Here is a 1,118-nt window from a genome sequence, read left to right on the forward strand (position 1 = left end):
TGGTGTCCGGTGTAGCCCTGGGTGGTGGCGAAGGTGTCCAGTTCCTGGCTGTCGGGTGTGCCGCTTTGCCAGTCGGAGTGTTGCCGTTGGTGAAGCCGCGTAGCCTTCGAACCATCACCAAGCCATTGCCAAACAGTTAGTAAATTTAGTGAACCTCACCTTCGAATGACACAGGTTTTCGAACACCTTAAAAATCCCATCCAGGATACCCAATTGTTATTTAGCGAATCTCCAAATCGAATAAACCTTGACAACCTCTGAAGTCAGCAGCAGCATCAAAAAAATGATAGTTCCATAAACTTCACCAACAAAGTAGGTAATTATTGGAACTGATGGCACCATAAACAAAATTCTGAAAGGTGTCTGTATATAACAGAGCAGCCTTGCCTTTGAGCTACTCAATAAAAGCAGTACCGCCGAAAAAATAATTGATAGTTGAAGCAGCCACGAAAGCCCAATCATAACTCCCGTCGCAGTCCCCCCATGACTCACAAGATTATGAATGGTCATTTCTAAATCTGTAACGTATGGGATCTTTCCTTCACGAACACTACTAACTACATAGAGAGCTATATAAATAGCGTCTAAAGTTCCCCACATCCAAAAAGTCAGCCTGGGGTTATTTAAATTTAAAAAATTTCTGAGCATACCTATGGCTCCTTAAACTCAAAAACAGTGTTGGGAACCACTGGTTGCCAATACCAAGATTTGCCATTTGTTTTCCAGTCATCCCCTCCTTCCAAATACATTTGTCTAATCACTCGTTTTTCGCCGTACTCACGCTCTACGGAAATAAGCCCATTTTCCTGTAACCCTTGAGTTTCAGCCGTAGACAGTGACGTCCAAGTCTGGGTCACGTCCTGAACCGTTCCCTCAAAATCCTTACCATCAGACCCCCACAAACGACCTTCTTCTCCAAGAGTTCGAAGCCGTATAGCTATAATCTGAGTCAAATTTCGAAAACCCTGCTTATCAACATCTGTAGTCTGCCATTTTCCTGGCCCAGAAGTCGCCTTCTCTTCCTCATCCAACGACGTCCCCCTCCCATTCCGGGATTCGCTGTCGTCGCTGTGGCTGTTGCCTGTGCCTACACTGGAGTCGTTAGCGGCCCCACCTCC

At 45.8% G+C, this 1,118-nt stretch carries 2 protein-coding genes; both read right to left on the reverse strand.

The genetic code is table 11. The features are described from left to right. Positions 1 to 216: 216 nt before the first annotated feature. Positions 217 to 648: a hypothetical protein gene (locus ACQCLF_RS16015; protein ID WP_426989093.1), complete on the reverse strand. Its 432-nt coding sequence runs from the start codon at positions 646 to 648 to the stop codon at positions 217 to 219. A 2-nt stretch (positions 649 to 650) separates the two neighbouring features. Further along, positions 651 to 1,118: hypothetical protein (locus ACQCLF_RS16020; RefSeq protein WP_426989095.1), on the reverse strand; the 468-nt coding region annotated here is incomplete at its 5' end.

This window comes from Marinimicrobium sp. ARAG 43.8 (genome assembly GCF_050113635.1).
Classification (GTDB): domain Bacteria; phylum Pseudomonadota; class Gammaproteobacteria; order Pseudomonadales; family Cellvibrionaceae; genus Marinimicrobium.

What these genes read in the sequence shown, in the direction of transcription:
- ACQCLF_RS16015 (WP_426989093.1), bottom strand. Translation starts at nt 648, where the DNA reads ATGCTCAGAAATTTTTTAAATTTAAATAACCCCAGGCTGACTTTTTGG.